Annotated in this window: 19 protein-coding genes and 1 riboswitch; of the genes, 12 read left to right on the top strand and 7 right to left on the bottom strand. The window is 47.1% G+C overall.

What is annotated here, in order from left to right:
- The first annotated feature begins 26 nt into the window (after positions 1-26).
- From CF394_RS06970 to CF394_RS06920, 11 genes are all read left to right on the top strand, one after another.
- Positions 27-1,184: an AlbA family DNA-binding domain-containing protein gene (locus CF394_RS06970; protein WP_094942525.1), complete on the top strand. Its 1,158-nt coding sequence runs from the start codon at positions 27-29 to the stop codon at positions 1,182-1,184.
- A gap of 36 nt (positions 1,185-1,220) precedes the next feature.
- Positions 1,221-1,622: a hypothetical protein gene (locus tag CF394_RS06965; protein WP_094942523.1), complete on the top strand. Its 402-nt coding sequence runs from the start codon at positions 1,221-1,223 to the stop codon at positions 1,620-1,622.
- A 210-nt stretch (positions 1,623-1,832) separates the two neighbouring features.
- Positions 1,833-2,732, top strand: a complete 900-nt coding sequence (locus CF394_RS06960) for a YecA family protein (protein ID WP_094942522.1) — start codon at positions 1,833-1,835, stop codon at positions 2,730-2,732.
- 48 nt (positions 2,733-2,780) lie between these two features.
- Complete coding sequence (locus CF394_RS06955; protein WP_094942521.1) at positions 2,781-3,086, top strand: hypothetical protein; 306 nt, start codon at positions 2,781-2,783, stop codon at positions 3,084-3,086.
- A 39-nt stretch (positions 3,087-3,125) separates the two neighbouring features.
- A complete protein-coding gene (locus CF394_RS06950; protein ID WP_094942519.1) occupies positions 3,126-3,557 on the top strand; it encodes a DUF4253 domain-containing protein in 432 nt (143 codons plus the stop codon).
- A 53-nt stretch (positions 3,558-3,610) separates the two neighbouring features.
- The gene (locus tag CF394_RS06945; RefSeq protein ID WP_094942518.1) at positions 3,611-3,874 is read left to right on the top strand and encodes a hypothetical protein; all 264 of its coding nucleotides are present in this window, start codon (positions 3,611-3,613) and stop codon (positions 3,872-3,874) included.
- Between the two features lie 386 nt (positions 3,875-4,260).
- A riboswitch (cobalamin riboswitch) is annotated at positions 4,261-4,446 on the top strand.
- Positions 4,447-4,628: 182 nt separating this feature from the next.
- Positions 4,629-8,129, top strand: coding sequence for an S-layer homology domain-containing protein (locus tag CF394_RS06940; protein ID WP_165767486.1), 3,501 nt, complete (start codon positions 4,629-4,631; stop codon positions 8,127-8,129).
- Between the two features lie 25 nt (positions 8,130-8,154).
- The gene (locus tag CF394_RS06935) at positions 8,155-9,036 is read left to right on the top strand and encodes a DUF4430 domain-containing protein (RefSeq protein ID WP_165767485.1); all 882 of its coding nucleotides are present in this window, start codon (positions 8,155-8,157) and stop codon (positions 9,034-9,036) included.
- Between the two features lie 81 nt (positions 9,037-9,117).
- Positions 9,118-9,996, top strand: coding sequence for an energy-coupling factor transporter transmembrane component T (locus CF394_RS06930; RefSeq protein ID WP_165767484.1), 879 nt, complete (start codon positions 9,118-9,120; stop codon positions 9,994-9,996).
- A complete protein-coding gene (locus tag CF394_RS06925; RefSeq protein WP_094942513.1) occupies positions 9,978-11,657 on the top strand; it encodes an ABC transporter ATP-binding protein in 1,680 nt (559 codons plus the stop codon). Before CF394_RS06930 ends, CF394_RS06925 begins: the two co-directional genes overlap by 19 nt.
- Positions 11,633-12,328 carry an ECF transporter S component gene (locus CF394_RS06920; protein WP_094942511.1) on the top strand — a complete coding sequence of 232 codons (696 nt, stop codon included), beginning with the start codon at positions 11,633-11,635 and terminating at the stop codon, positions 12,326-12,328. The genes CF394_RS06925 and CF394_RS06920 overlap by 25 nt, the downstream gene beginning before the upstream one ends.
- A gap of 224 nt (positions 12,329-12,552) precedes the next feature.
- Here the strand turns inward: CF394_RS06920 and CF394_RS06915 are convergent, their stop codons facing one another.
- Genes CF394_RS06915 through CF394_RS06890 form a run of 6 tightly spaced genes read right to left on the bottom strand, consistent with a single transcriptional unit; the run spans position 12,553 to position 15,858 of the window.
- Positions 12,553-13,206, bottom strand: a complete 654-nt coding sequence (locus tag CF394_RS06915; protein ID WP_094942510.1) for a hypothetical protein — start codon at positions 13,204-13,206, stop codon at positions 12,553-12,555.
- Positions 13,203-13,685, bottom strand: a complete 483-nt coding sequence (locus tag CF394_RS06910; RefSeq protein ID WP_094942509.1) for an ECF transporter S component — start codon at positions 13,683-13,685, stop codon at positions 13,203-13,205. The genes CF394_RS06915 and CF394_RS06910 overlap by 4 nt, the downstream gene beginning before the upstream one ends.
- Complete coding sequence (locus CF394_RS06905) at positions 13,676-14,074, bottom strand: bifunctional adenosylcobinamide kinase/adenosylcobinamide-phosphate guanylyltransferase (protein ID WP_165767483.1); 399 nt, start codon at positions 14,072-14,074, stop codon at positions 13,676-13,678. Before CF394_RS06905 ends, CF394_RS06910 begins: the two co-directional genes overlap by 10 nt.
- Entirely contained in the window at positions 13,999-14,607 is a 609-nt protein-coding gene (locus tag CF394_RS06900) for a histidine phosphatase family protein (protein ID WP_094942506.1), read from the bottom strand. Before CF394_RS06900 ends, CF394_RS06905 begins: the two co-directional genes overlap by 76 nt.
- Positions 14,580-15,326, bottom strand: coding sequence for an adenosylcobinamide-GDP ribazoletransferase (cobS, locus tag CF394_RS06895; protein WP_094942505.1), 747 nt, complete (start codon positions 15,324-15,326; stop codon positions 14,580-14,582). Before cobS ends, CF394_RS06900 begins: the two co-directional genes overlap by 28 nt.
- Positions 15,280-15,858 carry a bifunctional adenosylcobinamide kinase/adenosylcobinamide-phosphate guanylyltransferase gene (locus tag CF394_RS06890; protein ID WP_094942504.1) on the bottom strand — a complete coding sequence of 193 codons (579 nt, stop codon included), beginning with the start codon at positions 15,856-15,858 and terminating at the stop codon, positions 15,280-15,282. Before CF394_RS06890 ends, cobS begins: the two co-directional genes overlap by 47 nt.
- 53 nt (positions 15,859-15,911) lie before the next feature.
- On the opposite strand from CF394_RS06890, the gene CF394_RS06885 reads away from it, so the two are divergent.
- Positions 15,912-17,309, top strand: coding sequence for a bifunctional metallophosphatase/5'-nucleotidase (locus tag CF394_RS06885; RefSeq protein WP_094942502.1), 1,398 nt, complete (start codon positions 15,912-15,914; stop codon positions 17,307-17,309).
- On the opposite strand, the gene CF394_RS06880 is transcribed toward CF394_RS06885, so the two are convergent.
- Positions 17,302-18,222 (bottom strand): ABC transporter substrate-binding protein, encoded by a 921-nt coding sequence (locus CF394_RS06880; RefSeq protein ID WP_094942501.1) that lies wholly within the window; start codon positions 18,220-18,222, stop codon positions 17,302-17,304. The two genes, CF394_RS06885 and CF394_RS06880, sit on opposite strands and share 8 nt — an antisense overlap.
- Position 18,223 lies beyond the last annotated feature (1 nt).

The raw sequence follows: 18,223 nt of genomic DNA, 5'->3' as shown, positions 1-18,223 counted from the left end.
TAATTGTTTTAGTAAGGGGGCTAATAATGGGAAATAACTTAGCGTCGAAAATTTATACGTTAATTAATAAAAAGGCAGAAGGAGACTATTGGGATTTCAAACAGGAGTGGCATAAAGATAATGAAAGGTTATTACATGACATTCTTTGTTTTGCAAATACCGTACATGATAGGGATTGCTACTTAATTATTGGCGTTTTAGATGATGGGGAAGTCTTGGGCCTTAATGATGAAAATCGAGTTAAGCAAGTAGCCATTCTGGATTTACTCTCAAATACAGTTTTTGCAGGTGATAATACACCAGAAGTAAAGGTAGAGACTATTAGAATTAATGGGAAGGAAATTGATATCCTTACTGTTTTCAATTCCTATAACGTGCCTTTCTACCTAAAGAACAAGAGTAAAAAATATCACAATATAAAAGAAGGATACATATACACAAGGATTGGAGATAGGAATACTCCAATCAATCAAAATGCAAATATACAGCAGATTGAAATGTTATGGAAGAAAAGGCTTGGATTAACTCAGCCACCTCTGACACAGATTATAAATAGACTAGAGAATAAATTAGAATGGGTTGAAAACAACGGCACACACTACAATATTTATAATCCAGAGTTTAAGCTTGTAGAAGAATATGATGACGAAGAATATGATAGAAGATCAGGTGAATTTTACGTTTACTCCCAGACAAATTCAAAGTTCATGTATAAAGACTTAAAAATCATGTGTAATGAAACAGTGCTAGATAATTTTCAATTAGTTGTATTAGACAGTGGAAGATACAAAACACCGATACCAGAGCGTGGGTTTGTTGGTCGTGATCAATGGGGAATTGATTACAAATACTCATATAGATACTATTTAAAGGACAGCACGGTGTATAAACTGCAGCAGTTTCTCTTTGACGATGAGGATATGGAAGAAGTGTACGCAAAAAGAAATCTTGATGAAGTTGTTCTGTATTTTGAGAATGAAGAAGAAAAGTTATCCTTCGAGGCTTATGTGGAGTGCAATCTAGCAACAATCGAAAACTATATGTCTGATGCAGAACAAGTTCATTTTACTGTAGACACAGGTGACGAAAGGGAAGCAGAGGTAAATAAACACGGGTTATCAGTCGGCTTAGCTCTAAATAAGGCACTTCAAGATTTTAAAGAACTACCAATCAAAATGAAATAAAAGATAGTTTGATAACTTAATATGGTGGTGATAGATATGAATCCTAAGGTTATACCTAAAAACCAAAGCATGGATATGAAAGAAAAACTCCAAGGTAAAGAAGAATGGAAGAGGTTTGCAAGGAGAGTTCAAAAAAATCCTTTTGTTAAAAATCACCTGCTAAATAGAGAAAATCAAAAATGTTCTTGGTGTGGATGGAGTATTGACAATGATTTCGTAGTTCATCACATTGATTATGATCATGTATGTGAATATAAAGTAATGAGGGAATATCCAAGTTCAACAGTTAAGCGTCCAAAAAGAATGGTAAAGGTCCCTGACTGCGAATCATGCAGTATGGCTAATCCAAATTTATTTTCGGGTTGCATGAGTAGGCTAACTCCAGTTCATAAATTGTGCAATTTTAAGATAGAAAAGAATATGGACTCAAGCAATTAATATAATAGAAGAAACTCATCAAACCTTGCTCATCACAGTATTGTGGTGGGCATTTTTATTTTGGAATGAAAACCTAATATGCCGCTTAAATGGGATGGTAGATAAAGCCCTATATATCATGGCCTGAATAGGGGGTATATATTTTGCGTATTTTTATCCATCCAGCCTCACGGCGATGCTGAGGTCGTTCTAGACAGTGTTCTACCATTCTTGACTACGGCCCAATACAACACGATTCGAAAAGCAGCGACTAAAGGTTCAGAATCTCTCTTCACCGTTCAAGGGGAAGCTGTTTGGTGGCGCTTCTTGACGCTTGGGATTCCAGGTGAACTTGCTGGAGAGTTTGAACTCGTTGTGCCCACTGACTTGCGAAACGCCATCATCGACCGCAAAAATCAAGACGATTTCATGGAGCAGCTGCGAAAGAATGACTTGATTCTTGCATTGTCAAAAGGACTCATCAACACATTCGGTATCGTAACATTTGAACACCTCTATGCAGAACTGATCCATCAGGGTGTGTTCAACGGGCCAGATCATCACAAGCACGTGCAAGAACTCCTCTGGCTGCAGCAGTATCATAGAGCGGATTACATCGTTCACTACCGGTATTATGCCATTCCGTATTTCCAAGAACCGGCCTTAGAATATGACTCTTTACAGAGACGACAAGATTTACGACGAGTCGAGCTCACCAAGCAACAACTCATAAGTAGAAGTACAGAAGACTACTTCTTAGAAATCCCAGAATACAAACGCCTTCGAAGTTTGTTTCAAAAACTCGAGGGACTGTATCCAGATGATGTCCATGGACTCCTATTCGAGATGTACGTCATGCTAAACGAAGACGCCATGCCAACCACCATCATGAACATGATCAACGACAAAGTGGTCTTCGATTCTTTAGAACAAATCAACACTATCATGAAACTCGTGTCCGAAGCAGCAAACGCTAAGCCTCGCTGGTTCCTAAAAGGCCACTCACCAATCTCGCTGTTCAGGGAAGAAAAGAAACAACTGACGCCGCTTCCGGAAAAACAAGTGGTGGGGCGGAATGATTTATGCCCATGTGGTAGTGGGAAGAAGTATAAGAAATGTTGTATGAAGTAGAACCGATTGATTACAATAATTATATAGGAATAAATAAGAAAGATTAGAATGGGGATGTTCGAAAGTTTCAGTAAGAAGAATTCGACCGACAAGATCAGTACCACAGCAAAAAGAATGGTTTCAATTTGGAACTATCCTTACAAGATTTTTGCTGCAAAGAAACCGATTGAAACCCTTAAGTGTGAGTACAATGAGGCCTTCGAGAGAGGAAAGAGAGAAGGCTTTATCCCGGTGCAGGTTCCTGTAGACGAAACGCTAAAGGAACACTTTCGCATGCTGAAGAAGGAAAACTATTCGGTAGCTGATACGTTACGTGCAGTGCCTGCATTCGGAAAGCAACTGCTCGCTGAATGATTTGAAGAGTATTCCCGAGATTCGTTAGAAGACTGTGATATGGACATGGACGTATTTATCGGTGAATATGACGGCGAACCAGAAGTGATGAGGGGGTTTTCTTCTTTGCTAGACTATTCGACGGAAGACACGCTTGAAACCATCCTGTTTGAGATCCCGACACGACAACCATGGGAAGTCGTTGCCTATCTACCATTTGGAGGTTGGAACGAGTGTCCAGTACCTAGTGAGATGGCGGCTATTTGTAAATATTGGTACGAAGCATATGGAGCCATCCCGACTGTAATCACACACGATTTTCTGGAGATGAGACTGCCTCAACCCGTGCCAGTAGACAAAGCATTAGAAGTCGCCAAAGGACACTATGCATTTACACCTGACCGAGTCGATCAAGAGACCGAGACCAACACACTGAGTGAAGTGGCAGCCAGTACTGCCGTCTCAACAGGTTGGTTCTTCTGGTGGGATTGAGACAGAATGCAGTAAACATCGCCGCATCAAAATACCAGGAGGTGACCTAGCGAATGCCACCATCATCAACATTGATTCCACTAGCAATAATTCTGCTTCTATTCGGGTTAGTCATTTCGATTAGAAGAAAGAAGATTGGCCCTCTCATTGAAATGGGAATCTACGCAATCGCTACATTATTTTTTGACTTATTAAAGTACATATTTAGCCAGTACTATACTCACTGGAGTATGACCCTCCTACTCCCATTTCTCATTGGAATTGGGTTTCTGTATGGAGCGCATCGCATTGTGAAAAAGTTAGATTTTAAATACTAGAATCAAGCAAAGTATTAAGTGATCATCCATTTGGAGAGAAGTATCTGTACCTGTGCATCACACAATTCAACACAATTTGCATAAAGAAAGAATGAACCTTGCTGCGACGGGGTTCCTTCTTTCTATTTATAGAATTGTCGTAAATAATCTGAGTAGTTTGGCGCACAGGTACGCAATAGATAATTCAACTGTATAGTATCTTCTGCGGGAATGGAGTGTGGTGGGTCAATGCGTATACAATCAACAACTAATTCTAGATTGAAGCGACTCAATAAGAATATATAGATACTCTAGCTTCCACACGAAAATAGACCTAACAACTGTAAAATAGTTTCTATATTGCAATTCCATATACAGTGACCTATAATGGAGACGATTCACTAATTGAATAGTACATATATTTTGGTTCTTTGCTTGCAAAGATTAAAAAGGAATCAGGTGTGAATCCTGAACGGTCCGGCCACTGTAATTGAGGGAGTGACTTCCACTAGCCACTAGTTGAAAAACTGGGAAGGCGGAAGGCGCGTTCCAACCTCATGAGTCAGGAGACTTGCCTTAATATAAATGCGAAACGCCTTCCGGGAAAAAGGTAGCATTATGGATCATTAAATTTGATTTTTGGGGATTTTCTGAGCATATATGGACTCTTTGCCTTTTGGGGGCGAAGAGTCTTTTTTTATTGGGGAAGGGAGGGGCAAACGGAGCTATTCGAAGTCATGTATCAAAAATTTCACTAGAAATGGAGAATCATCAGTTGACTACATATGCACACACATTCCAACGAATTCTTTCTGCCTTTTTAATTTTAATTCTATTAGGCACGTTGTTAAGCCCGTTACAGGTAGGAGCAGAACAACAAGGAGCGGCCCAGACGGAACAAACGGACCGCAGTTCAGAAATTCGAGCAAAAGTCGAACAGGCTGTAGAAAAAACGAAAAATTATTATTTGCAAAATCCACCGGACTATTCGTCGTACACATCACATAGCAACTATTGGCTGCTATCTGCTCTATGGGGCACAGGTGTGGACTTGAAAAATGACATTCCATGGAAAGAAAACGCGTCTCCGTGGAACCCGACCTCTTATTGGACTGTCGGCAAAGAAACGGCAAGTTCTACTGCTAACGAGGACGCAGGGATTGCCATCGGCTCGATTGTGTTGGGTAAGAATCCATACAAATTCGGAAAACGGAACATCATGCAAGACCTTGTTGCCAAACAAAAAGACAACGGTTCGTTCTCGACCATTTGGGGAGAGCCCTGGTCACTGATTGCCCTAGACCTGATGGAAGCCGAGTATGATCAGGAGAAACACATTCAATACATATTAAGTAAGCAAAACCCTACGACGGGTTACTTCGGAGATTCTGACGTCACAGGATGGATGCTCATCGCGTTGGCGCCGCACATGGATCGTCCGGATGTGAAAGCTGCTGTTGACAAGACGGTTCAAGGGATTCTAGAGAACCGCAGTAAGGAAACGGGAGAAGTCATGGGGCAGATGTTTGGGGAGAACGCCAACAGTGTTGCTCCGATCATCAATGGATTGGCTGCAGTGGGCGAGGACCTCTTCTCAGAAAAATGGACGATGGAAACTACGCAGCTCGGATCCGTCAATCTGATTGAACGCTTTGTAGACCGTTATCAACTAGAGGATGGCAGATTTACATGGCAGGAAAATCGATTAGGGTCTTGGCAGATGGCTACCGAGCAGGGACTACTCGCTATTTCGGATGCCGTAGCAGGGAAGTCGACGTTCATGCGACTGAGCGACTACAAACAGCAACAACTGAATAAAGAAACAAACGTTTCGGTACGCGTAGAAGGAATTCAAGAGACACTTTTGACGGATGAAGCGGTTCAAGTACAGACATTTATGGAAAGCGCCAATGCGTTTGATGCAACAAAACAAGCGCTTGATAAAGCGAACATTCCGTTTCAAGGTGCGACTTCGTATATCTCTCAAATAGGACCAGACAAACATGCCACATTCGGAGTCTGGGATGGTTGGCAATATATCGTGAACAATGAATATCCGGCAGTGTCTGCTGGGGATTACAATCTTGAAGAGGGCGATGACATCGTCTGGTTTTATGGCAACGTCGGTGATATCTATCAAGGATACGACGGAGCGGATGAAGTAGAGGAACTTACTCTCCGTCCAACTATCTCGATCGCACCGAAGCTGCTTGCTGGCAAGGACATCGAAGTGACAGTCACTGCAACTCACAATGTGTTTGACGCTTCCTACAATCTGGTGAAGCAGAACGAAGTTGCAAAAATCCAAGATGCGACGATTTACTTTGATGGTGCGACCTATAAAACAGACGCGGATGGAGTCGCTCGCATACCGGGTGAAAAAGCTAGAGTCGGAACCTATGAGCTGAAGGTCACAAAAGACGTAGAGGGTAGCTATCCAAGACTCCTGCGCCAAGCGAAGAAGATCATCATTGAAGAAGATCCGGATGGTGGTGTTGTCCCATCAGACAAGACTGTCACACTATCCGTCGAGAAGCGCACGGTAGGGCTCGGAGACAGTATTGCCCCAACGGAAGTAGCGCTGCACGATGGCGATACGGCGTTCACATTGATGAAACGAGTGGCAGACCAAAAAGAGATAACCGTAGACTATAGTGGATCGGGTGCTGGGGTTTATGTTCAAGCGATAGACGGCCTTGGCGAGTTCGATCACGGACCACAAAGTGGCTGGATGTATTCAGTCAACGGGACGTTCCCAGAAATCAGTGCAGGCACCTATATGTTGCAAGATGGCGATGTTCTTCGTTGGCACTACACTAAAGATCTAGGGCAGGACCTTCAAGATGGCACTCCTAGTGATACTAAAATCGATCTTCAACAAGTCATTTCGGGTGCATCCAAATGGATTGGCGAAAATCGTGATTTTTCGACCTATGATCATTTTATCGATTGGGATGTGCTTGGTTTAGCGAGGGCTGGAAAACCGGTTCCTGAAAGTTACTACACAGCAGTAGAAAATTATGTGAAAGCACAAAACGGAGAGTTCCGAAAAGTGACGGACTATGAACGTATGGCCTTGGCCGTCACTGCCATTGGAAAAAATCCAAAAGCCATCGCAGGCTATGACTTTATTGAAAAAATCTACAACAATCCGCGCATGACGATGCAGGGGACGAATGGCGTCATCTTCGCTCTACTGGCTCTCGATGCAAAGGATTCTAAAATTCCGGAAGATGCAGTCTGGACGAGAGCGAAGCTTGTCGACTGGCTGCTTACTCAACAAAATAGTGATGGCGGCTTCCCGCTTGCTGAGAAGACGGCAAGTGATGTTGATATGACGGCTATGGCACTACAGGCACTGGCAAACTATCAGGATACACAAGAAGTGAAGACCGCAACAACTAAGGCGGTCGAGTGGCTGTCTCAGCAACAGCTTGCTGAAGGAGGCTTCCAATCGGCTGGCTCAATCAACAGCGAGAGCATTTCGCAAGTAATCATCGCACTGACAAGTCTAGGGATTGACGCAGAAGACACGCGTTTCGTCAAAGAAAAAGGCACACTTTTGACGGCGTTCCAAACGTTTATCAATAAAGACGGAGGGATGTCTCATACAGCAGGTGGGGAGAGCAATTACATGGCCACCCAGCAAGGTCTGCTCGCCTTGGCGGCTTATGACCGTTTACAAGCTGACAAAACGACTGTATATGATATGTCCGATGTAGAGACGTCGCAACCGACGATTTCATTCTCGGATGTCCCGAAAGATTTATTTGGTGCTGAAGAGATACTAGAACTTGCAGGACAAGGGATTATTTCGGGGTATCCGGATGGGACGTTCAAGCCGAAGCGTCAAGTGAACCGCGGAGAAGCTGCTATTTTGTTTATGAAAGCACTTGATCTAAAAGTTCCACAAGCACCCGTTGGATTTAAAGATGTAGCCAAGTCTAGCATCTATTATGAGGCTGCACATGCTACGAAAGAGGCAGGGATCTTCGTAGGGTATGGAACCGGAGCGACATTCGGAGCAACCGACAAATTATCACGTGAACAAATGGCTTCTGTCATTGTCCGAGCATTCGGACTGGAAGCTACAAACGAGAAAGTGGACGTGAAGGATTTGAGTAGCGTCTCTCGTGCGCATCGCAAAGATGTGGAGATCCTTTATCAAAACGGGATCACAAGTGGCGTCGGGCAAGGAAAGTTCGATCCAAAAGGATCGGTCTCCCGTGCGCATTTTGCTGTGTTTCTTTCTCGTGCACTAAAAAACAACCAATAAATTCTGTCAGCAAAGGATGAAAAACATGAGACGTTTTAGCAAAGTGTTCTTACATGCAGCCATCGCGTTTGTGTTCGTTCTTTTGCTCAGCGCTTGTGGCTCGTCTTTACAGAAGCCAACCGGCCTTGAAAACCCGATTGGCGACGAGGAAACACGAGAAAGCGAAGAAATTGCGAAACAAGAGCCTCTTGAAGAGAGTGACACACTTCCTGAAGAGTCGGAAACAGATGCCGAGGAAGTGACGCAGGACAGTGTAGCAAATAAAGAGCCCTCCGAAAAACAACAGGAAAAGCCAGTTGCACCGGTGAAGAAAGAAGCTCCACAATCTTCGGGTGTAACAGAAAAAGCTGAGTCAAAGCCTGTGCAAAAAGAGAAAACTGAAACTGCTACACCGGCTCCTGGTGGGAAAGGAGACAGTCAGGCTTCAAAGCCGACCGGCAACAAAGCGCCAACAACAGTACCACCAGCGCAAAAACCTCCTGTGCAGAAACCTCCTGCACAAAAACCGTCGACACCTCCTGTAGAAGAACAGGAACCTGAGAAGCAGGCAGACACCGTCGTGTTCTCGATCGTCGTCTCGTCAAGTGAGGTCCCCCTCGCGCCTGTTGAGGTGGAAATCGAGAAAGGCGATACTGTTCTAGACGCCTTAATCCGGGTGACGAAACAGTATAAGATCCAAATGGATTACCGCGGCGGACAAGGAGCGAGTGCCTACATCGAGGGCATTGCGAATGTCTATGAGTTTGACCGAGGACAGGGAAGCGGTTGGATGTATCGCATCAATGGGATATTCCCGGACCGGGGAGCAGGCACGATTCCGTTACTGGCGGGTGACCGGGTGGACTGGCTATATACGACCGATCTAGGAGAAGACCTGAACGCCGATCTGCAACCGTTCCGGAGGTAATGCAAGTGAAGCGAGAACCGGCCGTTATCTTACGGCCGGTTTTCTATATGAGAAATGGTAAAGGAAAGAGGGTGGACACCGATGGAAAGTGGCTTTCGCAGCTGTCACCCGTACGTGGTTTTCTTCTATTATATTTGCGTCGGTAGTTTTGCAATGTATTTCAATCATCCTGTTTTCTTAGTGGTGGGATGCTGCGTGCTGTGTCTGGTCACTATGAGTCATGGAGGCGTTACCGCGCTCAAAAAATGGATGCCGACTTTACTCAGCATGAGTCTTGCCATCATCCTGTTGAATCCTTTTTTGAATTCAAGAGGAACGCATGTGTTCTTCTACTTTCGAGGAAAGCAGGTGACATTGGAAGCCACGATGTATGGTGTCGTCATGGCTTTATCAATCGTTATGATTTTGTTGCTGTTCATTTCATTCAACCTCGTCTTGAACGGTAACAAATTTCTGTTTATATTTTCATCGCTGTTGCCACGAACGGCATTTATGACCATGCTTGCGATCCGCTTCGTTCCTTTGTTGAAAAGAAGGTTGGATGAAATCAGCGATGTGCAACGCGTCAAAGGCATGTCCATGACGACGGGAAGTCTAAGAGACCGGGTAAAAAATGCGATGACCTTGTTGCAGATCTTATTGACATGGTCTCTGCAAGAAGCCATGGACACGGCGGATTCGATGAAAGCAAGAGGGTACGGAACAGGAAAGAGAAGTCCATACATCCCGTACAAAATGGACAAGCGGGATAAGGGATGGCTAGCGACGATGGGGATTCTATTTGCGTTGTGCTTAGCAGGAGGGATGCTAGGGTACGGAAAAATGATCATCTATCCAGCTCTTGGGACCCTACAGTTTTACTTGCTGGACTGGGTGCTGCTCGCATGCATGCTAGTCGTGCTTGCATTTCCGCTACTCGTTGAAGGGAGAGAACAGTTCAAATGGAGATTTTCCATCTAAACCATGTGACATTCAGCTTTCCCGATATGGAATGGAAAGCGTTACAAGATATTCAGTTGCGCATACAAGAAGGAGAGTTTGTCGTGCTCTGCGGCCCGAGTGGGTGCGGAAAGACCACGTTGCTCCGACTGTTGAAGAGGGAACTTGCTCCTGCAGGTAAGAGAGATGGAGACATCTATTACAGCGGGAAGCGCTTGGAGGAATGGGGAGAACGCGCGTTGATTGAAGAAATCGGCCTTGTGTTTCAAGACCCTGACAATCAGATTGTGATGGATGAAGTGATGCAAGAGATCGTGTTTGCCTTAGAAAACCTCGGCTACTCGAACTTCGAGATGCGAAAACGAGTGGCGGAGATGGTCCACTTTTTCGGAGTGGAACACTTGCTGAGACTAAAGCCATCTGAATTGTCCGGTGGGCAGAAGCAGTTGTTGAATTTACTTTCGGTGTTGTTGCTGAAGCCGAAAGTGTTGCTGCTCGACGAACCGACTTCGCAGCTGGATCCCATTGCGGCCAAAGAGTTGATCCTCATGTTAGAGCGGCTGAACAAAGAAATGGGTATGACGATCATCCTCGTTGAACATCGCTTGGAAGAACTTTTTGGAGTGGCAGACCGGATCCTGATGATGGACGAAGGGCGAATTCGATACGCTGGAACGAGTCAAGCGGTCATCACGGAGCTGTATAACGAAAGAGACGAGCGTTTCATCCCTTATCTCCCGTCTCTCTCCCGGTTATACATGGAAAAGGAAGTGCGGCCAACGTGCGAGGAAATCCCCTTGAACGTCAAGGAGAGCAAAGCTTGGATCCGGACTCTCCCGGCCCAGGATCGATCTGAACAGAAAGATAGAAAGTCGTTAGAAGTATCACCTGGGCAGACGTTACTAGAACTGCGTGATGTCTATTTTCACTACGACAAGAAAGGGTCGCTCATTTTGAAAAACTTGTCGTTGACACTTTCTAAAGGAGAGTTCTTTGCTCTCGTCGGAGGAAACGGTTCAGGAAAATCCACTGTATTGAAGGCTTGCATCGGCAGTATCAAGCCAGGGAGAGGCAACGTTCTCTACAATGGAGTCGAAACGAAGAAGCTGAAGGGGAAGGACTTGTACGGAGCGATGGCGTATCTGCCTCAAAATCCTCGGACGTATTTCATTCACGACACGATTGGGAAAGAGCTCGAGGAAGCAGTAGCGCGTCATGAACTACGGGATGGTGCTGCCAAGATGGCTGCGATGATTGAAGCGTTCTCTATTGAGCACCTCTTGGACCGTCATCCTTATGATTGTTCCGGGGGAGAAGTGCAGCGGGCGGCACTCGCCTGTATGCTGCTTGGGTCTCCGGATATTCTATTCATTGATGAGCCGACAAAAGGACTGGATCCCGTCTCGAAAAGACGATTTTCCGAGGTGCTCGCGAAGCTCCATCTGGAAGGGATGACCATCCTGATGGTGACGCATGACATTGAGTTTGCGGCTCAACATGCCGAGAGATGCGCCATCATGTTTGATGGAGAAATCACGGTGTCTGGTACGCCGGATCACTTGTTCAAAGGGAATTACTTCTACACCACAGCAATCAACCGAGCGACGAGGGGCAGCCACGTTCTTGAGGCGCTCACATTTGAGGAGGCGATCGACCTATGGCCCGTTCCCATATATATTTGATCAGCGCCTCTTTCTTGGTCCTCTTGATGCTCATTGTGTCTATCGTCTTCTTTGAGTACAATGCTTATTTGCTACTGAGTCTGGCCATCATTGCATGTACCATGCTTCCGTTCTTTTCTCGCTTCGAGTTCAGAGAATTAGCAGGCAGAGAAGTCGTTCTTTTGGCGATGCTCGCGGCCATTGCGGCCGTCAGTCGGGTTCCATTTGCAGGACTTCCTAGTGTGCAGCCCACGTCCTTTGTCATCATGATGGCCGGTCTTGTGTTCGGTGCGGAGTCAGGTTTCATTGTAGGAGCGGTGGCAGCGGTTGTGTCGAACATCTTTTTAGGACAGGGGCCTTGGACTCCTTGGCAAATGTACGCTTGGGGGATGCTTGGGATGACGGCAGGCCTGTTGCGTAATGCTTGGTGGATGCGAAGCATGTGGGGCAAGTGTCTCTTTGGATTCGTATGGGGCTATCTGTTCGGCTGGTTCATGAATATGTGGATTGTTGTCAGCAATATAGAGAATGTGACACGGGAATTTTTATTCAGTATTTATGTCTCGAGCGTCTATTTCGATTTGGCACATGGGCTGTCGAATGTCTTTTTCCTGTTGGTGTTCGGGGCAAGCTGGATAAAAATCTTAGAACGCTTTAAGCGGAAATACGGCTTGCTGGATAGTGTTTCATAGCTGTACTATGGCTGTACCTGTGCATCGCACAATTCAACACAATTTGCATAAATAAAGAAGGAACCTTGCTGTGGCAGGGTTCTTTCTTTATATTTATAGAAGTGTAGTGAATAATCTGGGTAGTTTGGCGCAATATCACCATTTGAAGCTCCATCCAAGAAAAAATGAAAAGAGAGAAACTGGTAGTCGAGTAATCCGACTATCAGTTTCTCTCTTATTTTTAACTATAATAGTTGCAAAACAGGAGCAGTATATAGATTTCGCAATCTTTCTTCACCTATTACTGAACGTACCAACACACAAGTAGAAGGTCCCGCACTGCCATCTGGAATTTTTACAGAAGCAGCAATCCCCAGCCGCTCCAATTCCTTCACAACTCCACCGGATCCACATGGATGCACATACGATATGGCACCAGACTGACGTGCTTTTTGCAACTCACCTAACGACACGACTTCATCAGCTCTCTCGAGAACCGCTTGTCCAACTAAAGGAATGCCAATCAGATACCAGTCACCACAAGTATCGATATCCTGGGTGAGGCGTCCAATCAATTGAACGGCTAAACCTGACTGAAGCGTCTCGATGTTAGATTCCGTACTGCCCGCAAGTGGAGGCAAGGAAGTCTCGATTTCATCGAACACTTGTTGGATGCCTTTCTCGTAGTCTTGCCAAGCCGACTCTCCCGTAAAGTTCGTCATTAGAATGGCGTGCGGTTCAGCGCCAGCACACCACAGTTCCAGTAACGCCACACGAGTGGCCATATAGGCGACGAGTTCGTTGGGTGCATGAATGACGTCTTGTGGTTTCTCGCCGATGCCTGCCGAGTTGTCCATCCCCATCCACAGACCGCCACCAAGTGAAACAGCATGTCTCATCGGACCACTTCACGCGGTTTGATGCGTTTTAAGAACGGAAGAGCCACCCAAGCGACAACGCTGTTGATCGCAGTCGCAACGAGAAGCACCGGGACGAGTGTCATGTAGAGGGCGGGACTAATCAAAAAGTAGAAGGGCAGTGGTGCGAGAAGTCCTGTTGCGAGTGTGACAAATAAAAATCCTACAAAACGCCAGCCTCGCTTGATTATCAGGCCGAACACAGAAACAATCACAAACATCTCGACCGCTACGATGGCGTGGAACGGACCGAGTGGAAGGCCCCCGGTGAACGCAGAGATCAAATGTCCGAGAGCGGCGATGACGCCCGCCCAGACAGGACCTAAAAATAGTGTGCTTATTAGCGCAGGGGCGAGGTCGAGCGCCACACTGCTGAACGGACCTGGAATTTTTAATAGAGCGCCGATGCCGCAAAGTGCGATGAATAAAGCAGCGAGCGTTACGTTTCGAGTTACTCCCATAATGATTCTCCTTTTCTCATCTCTACTAAGCCGTACCAGACCTGTGCCACAGATGTGGCTTTTTCAACGAGCAGCTGCGTGATGCGACCACTTTCGTCTCGGTAGCTGCGTTTATGTTTCTCCATCGGTACGATGCCTCGGGAGACGTCTTCGATGATCCAAATGACGTTACTAGTAGGTAGTATGTAGGTTTCTAGCCAGTTGATACGTTGTTCGCGAGTCATGGGAAACAAGGCTTGTGGGATGCTGTCGATGACAAGGACGTCCGTTTGTCGGTACCAGTTTTCGATGCTATCTGAGAGCCAAGTTGAGGTCAGTCCGTTTCGTGCAAGGTGTTCGCGAACCATGGCGCGCTTTCCGTTATGGGCACCTCCGAGTACGATGTGCATTGCCATTCCTCCTGCTTTTCAAGTGTAAAGTGGGCCACATTATCATGTGGCGCGTGTGCTTGTAAAAACGTCGACTCAGTCCAGATACTTTTCAATAAGCGGATGACGCCACCATGGACGACAAGTACGAGTGGTTGTTCGGCTTGTTGTAAAATCTCTTCGATCGCTGCCGTGACGCGAGTTCTGAATCTCTCGAACGATTCACCTCCGGGAGGTATGACGGCAAACGGGTCGTCGAGCCACGCCCGGTACGTCTCGTCTTCACAAAGTTCGGCATACGTCTTTTGCTCCCACTTACCAAAGTGTAGTTCACGGAGTGCTTCGTGCGCCACTAGTTTTGCATTCGGAAAATAGCTTCTTGCGGTTTCGACCGTTCGAACGAGGTCACTCGTATGGACGACTACCTGTGCGTGAGTAAGTGGTTTCGCATCTGTAGGAACAATTGATTCATCCGACCAGCCGATGTACTGCTTTTTTAGATTGCCCGCTGTCGGCAAGTGCCGCATCACATAAACATTAATAAAACGAGCCATAGTAGCAGTTCGCCTCCTTCTACAAATGCTCCGCACATGTCACCAGACGAACCGCCGAAGTGTTTGCGCGTCCACCATTTAAATAGCCAAAGGAACACAAGAAGTGCAGCGGCTACGAAGAGCATCTTCGGAACTACAAGCACTACTGCTAGAAGCCATGCAAAATGCCCGGCAGTTAGTACTCCGTAATGAAACTTCTCTCTGAAAAAGTGCGCCATCCCGGAAGCTTTCGCAGGTGTCGTACTGATCAAATAGAGAGTCATCCCGCTCCGGACGAGGACAGGGACCATTAGAAAATACAAGAGCGAGACTTCGGCAGTCGTCACCTGCACATAAATTGCAACTCGCAATAACAGCGCCATGCCAATCGCCATCGCACCGAATGCCCCAATGCGCGGGTCTTTCAAAATCTCTTGGCGTCTCGCTATATCGCCATACGAAAAATACGCGTCGGCTGTATCCGCAAGGCCGTCTAGATGTAGCCCTCCTGTGAATGCCATTCGAACGAGGAGCAGCAAAGTCGCTACTAGGATTACATGAAACGTTGCAGGGACGATAGTTGATATCCCATACAACAGTGCCCCTTCAATCAGCCCGATGAGTGGGAAGAACAGGAACATCGCCGTCACTGACTGCTTCGTCATCGGCAAGCTCGCACGGATGGGAATCTGACTAAAGAACTGCAAGGCTAGCGGCAATCCGTTGAGAGTCTGTTTCATTGGCTGGCTCCTTCCATACTTTCGGCAGCCCGAAGACGACTTCGATGCTGGCGTCACTTTCTTTCACAATCCACTGATGGAGCAAACCGAGCCATTGGCGGTACTCCTCCGTCTCCGGATAAACCGAGACCGGTTCATCGAACACTTCGTTCGACACCAAGATAACGGGAATACCTGCTTGTTTCCAAGCAAGGATCTGGTGTTTCAATGCGTCGACAAGAGCGCGTTTGTCTACATCCGCAAACCAAAAGTTGCCGAGCCACGTAGTCAAGCAGTCCCAAAGGATGGCCTGTTCTTTGGAGAAGGTCCGGTCGAGAGACATCAGTTCGTCTCGCACTTCGATGGTCTCCCACGGGATGCCCGACGCTTCTCTAAGGTCCCGGTGGTGCTTAATGCGGGCCTTCATTTCATCATCAAGCGCTTGGCCGGATGCGATATAGAGTGGGGGACGGGTGCCTGTAAGAGTTGCCGCTAAGCGTTCTGCATACTGGCTTTTGCCACTGCGGGCGCCTCCCGAAATAAAAATAAGCATAGAGATTCCTCCTGCGGTTTTGTATACTACTCCTCAAGGAGAGAGGTGTTCACATGATCCGACTAGCTGTCACAAGTGATGTCCACGGCGAGGAGAGAAATTATCGTGCTCTTGTCAACGAATTGAAAACGAAGAACTATGATCTGGTGATCGATAACGGAGATTTCTTTTACGGCAGTCCGGAGGCGTTCTATTATGAAGAGAACGCCATTTGGCCACCGATTTTAGAATGTGCGAATGAGGTCGTGACAGTCGCCATTCCTGGCAATCATGACTTTACGCATTCGCTTGATGTGTTTGAGAAAGCACGTCGTGTTGCAAAGTTCGATTGGATCTGTGCGAACGTGGCCGGGTTCAAGCCCTATTTAGTGCATGTCGTCTCTGGTGTGAAGATTGCCATCCTCGGTCTCACGACTCCTATGGTACGAGAATGGGATGAGACCGGACGGCTTAATGACCTTGAGATTTCAAGTACATTAGACGCACTACAGAAATGGATGCCTATCATTCGCGAGCAGGAGCAACCCGACATCCTAATCGTCAGTTACCACGGCGGGTTCTCAAAGGACCCGGACACGGAAGTGCCGTTTCACGGGACCCCTACTGAGAACGAAGCGCATGCGATTGCCGAAGCGTTTCCAGACATCGATTTGTTAATCACGGGGCACCAGCACCTGCGAATGAACGGCGCGATAAACGGCGTGCGGGTCATCCAGCCAGGTTCTCATGCGACTGGATATATGGACGTGACAATCGAACCGTCGAGTGAAGGTTACAAAGTCGCAGCTGAGTTCGTCTCGCTATCTACTCAGCGTACCACAGAAACGACGCTTGCAGACACGTGGCTTGATGAAGTGATAGCAGAAGTTGCAGTCGATACCCGGTTTTCTGGGATGCTCGATGCACGTCTTCAGAAGCAGCCGTTTCATGCGCTCATTCATGACGTGTTTGTACAAGCGACAGGAGCCGAGCTCACGGTGTTTGAGATGCCGTACCTTGAGAACGGGGGCTTTTTCGGACCCGTGACACGCCGAGACGTGCTGCGGCATACGCCTCACAAAGCGCCGTTCCATGTCATTGAACTGACAGGACGTGACGTCCGGTCCCTCCTCGAACAAGGAGCGGCTGTTTTTGCGAAGCACTCCAAGACGGGAGCGGTCTGTTTTGCGACCGAGATTCCAGAACTGGCACCAGCACCTTATGTTTATGACATATGGGGCGGCGTCGACTACGAATTCGACTTCGGCCAGCCTGTGGGCAATCGATTGGTTTCGTGCCAAGTGAACGGCGTCGAGATTCAGCAAGGCCAGGTGTTCCGAGTCGCCGTCAATCGCTACCGGTTGACGGGGTATGATTTCCCTCTCTACAAAACAGCGAAGGTGCTCTCTGTGACAGAGCGCACCATCCCGCAAATCTTGCTTGATGCCTTAAGTGGCGTCTCCGTTACTTGAACAGCTCTGGATACACGGTCTTCGCCGCAAGCTCCACCGCTTCGCCGATACGCGTTGCAGGGCGGCTCATGATGTCGCTGTCGACTTGGAAGATCGCGTCTTCTTTAACCGCTGTGATGCTGTCGAATGCAGGACGCGATTTGATTTCACCGATTGGGTCTTCGACGTAGTTCACTGTCGTCAAGATGACTTCGGGGTTCTTCTCGATGATGCTTTCGGCAGAGACGTTGAACCAGCCTTGTTGGTCAGCAAACACGTTGTCGATACCAGCCGCTTTCAAGATCTCTTGTTGGAACGAGCCTTCACCAGCAGACCAGATGTCTGGAGCAGGGGAGATTTCAAAGTACGTAAGTTTCTTCGTTTCGAGTGACGCGACTTTTTCTGTCACCGCATCGATTTGTGCTTTGATCTCTTCGACGAGCTCGTCACCGCGGTCTTCTTCGCCAACGACTGTTGCGATTTGTTCGATGTCGCCGTAAACGTCTTCGAACGTAGCCGCTGTCTCGATGACAAATACCGGAATACCTGCTTCTTCAAGTGGGGCGATCTGGAGGTCTTCTCCGATCGTGTAGGCGATGACGACATCTGGGTCTAGCTCGATGATGCGCTCTGCATTGATGGTCATAGAGTCTGAGATGCGCTCGATATCCGCAGCTTCTGCTGGGTATGTATCAAATTCCGTAACGCCGACTACTTTGTCGCCGACACCTAAATCGAATAGGATTTCTGTGTTGCTAGGCTGCAAGGAGACGATTGTCTCCGGTACGTCCGGTAACGTCACGTCTTCGCCGCGGTCATCAGTCACCGTATATTCGGTCGATTCCGGTTGTTCTACTGCTTGTGAAGATTCTTGTTGTTGGCAGCCTGCTAAAAGTAGAGTGAGGGCAGCTGCTGCTGTGAGCCATTTTTTCATG

The organism is Tetzosporium hominis, assembly GCF_002265435.1.
GTDB lineage: Bacteria > Bacillota > Bacilli > Bacillales_A > Planococcaceae > Chryseomicrobium > Chryseomicrobium hominis.
This window is presented reverse-complemented; position numbering and strand designations above follow the sequence as displayed.